Raw genomic sequence first — 1724 nt, forward strand, 5'->3', positions numbered from 1 at the left:
AGGCCTTTCGCGGCGGGTGTGGTCATCAGGGTGGTGACGGCGTTGGCGCCCGCGGATTCGCCGAAGACGGTGACGTTGTCGGGGTCGCCGCCGAATTCGGCGATGTTGCGCTGGACCCATTCGAGTGCGGCCACCTGGTCGCGGAGGCCGAGGTTGGAGTCGAAAGRTCTTTCGGGGGTGGAGAACTGGGTGAAGTCGAGGTATCCGAGCGATCCGAGGCGGTAGTTGATCGACACGTACACGATGTCGCCGCGGCGGACCAGCGACTGGCCGCCGTAGAGCGACGAGGACGAGGTTCCGCCGGAGTAGGCGCCGCCGTGGATGAACACCATCACCGGGCGCGCCCCGGAGGTGCCGGGTGTGGCCAGCACGTTGAGGGTGAGACAGTCCTCGTCGGTCTCGCCGCGCTGCGGTGCGGGGGACCCGAAGTGGAACGCCCGCCGGACCCCCGACCACGGTTCGACCGGGTGCGGGGCCCGCAACCGCAGCGGCCCGACCGGGGGAGCGGCGTAGGGGATGCCCCGCCACGCTGCCAGGTCGTCGATCCGGCGCCCTCCGACGGCGCCGGCATCGGTGTGTACTTCCAGAGCGCTCACAGGCCCTGCCCGTGGTAGCCCGAATACCCCTCCCATGCCAGCCTGCGCTCCCGGCGCGGGTCGTCCTGGACGGTGGTGACGGTGTCGAACACGAGTGTTGCCCYCCGGTTGGTGTCGTACTGCGGCCACGACACCAACGGTGTTCCCCGCGAAGCGAAGTGCAGCCAGTGTCGCTGCACATTATCCGTCACGTCCTTCAGGCCACGTCGTCCGCCCGGCAGGGTGAGGCCGCGGCCGATCAGAGTGTCGGCGATGTCGAACACGGCGAACAGCTCGAACCCGTGCGTGGCGTCCAGGCCGAGCCACTTCATCGCACGGGGCGCGAAATCGAAACGGTAGCTGAACGTGGGGGCGTACGCGGAGTGGGCCTCGGCCAGTTCGATCGACGGCCTCCAGAACGTCAGGTCGCCGCCCAGGTCGACGGCGGCATCCGGCGCCGGGTAGCCCGGATACGCCGCGGTGACGCGCGCCTCGGCGGCGGGATCGGTGAGTGCGAACATCCGCCCGATCCGGTCGGGGTCCGTCGGCAGTGCGTCGAGGAATTTCGGGAACAGGGTGCCCTCGCGGGCATTGGTGCCGATGATCAGCGGAACCCGGTGCGCCGAACCGGCGGCGAACGCGTCGAGCGGCGGCTCGGGCAGGAAGTCGCCGTCGATCACGGGTCCGAACGGGTGCAGTCCCGGCGTCTCCGAGAGCACCTTCGCGCCGAGACGGTTCCCGGCACGGCCCAGCGCGCCGACGGGTGACGAGGCGAGCGCCTCAGCGGCAGTGCCGGGTTCGGCTCCGAGCAGCGTCACGTAATCGGATGCCCACCGCGCGGCCCGGTCCGCCGTCGCGACGAGTCCGGGCGCGGAACTCTCCGAGATCGCCCGCGCAAAAAGGCCTTTCGCGGCGGGTGTGGTCATCAGGGTGGTGACGGCGTTGGCGCCCGCGGATTCGCCGAAGACGGTGACGTTGTCGGGGTCGCCGCCGAATTCGGCGATGTTGCGCTGGACCCATTCGAGTGCGGCCACCTGGTCGCGGAGGCCGAGGTTGGAGTCGAAAGATCTTTCGGGGGTGGAGAACTGGGTGAAGTCGAGGTATCCGAGCGATCCGAGGCGGTAGTTGATCGACACGTACACGATGTCG

2 protein-coding genes are annotated in these 1724 nt (G+C 69.4%); both read right to left on the bottom strand.

Annotated features, from left to right (window positions below; translation table 11 throughout):
- Nucleotides 1-632, bottom strand: a 632-nt coding sequence (locus tag AC1DWT_RS51240; protein WP_477926269.1) for a carboxylesterase family protein, incomplete at its 3' end; no start/stop codon positions are given.
- The coding region (locus AC1DWT_RS51245; RefSeq protein WP_477926270.1) for a carboxylesterase/lipase family protein at nucleotides 593-1724 on the bottom strand (1132 nt) is incomplete at its 5' end. The genes AC1DWT_RS51245 and AC1DWT_RS51240, both read right to left, overlap by 40 nt.

The sequence above is a fragment of the Rhodococcus sp. P4_B6 genome, from assembly GCF_056402215.1.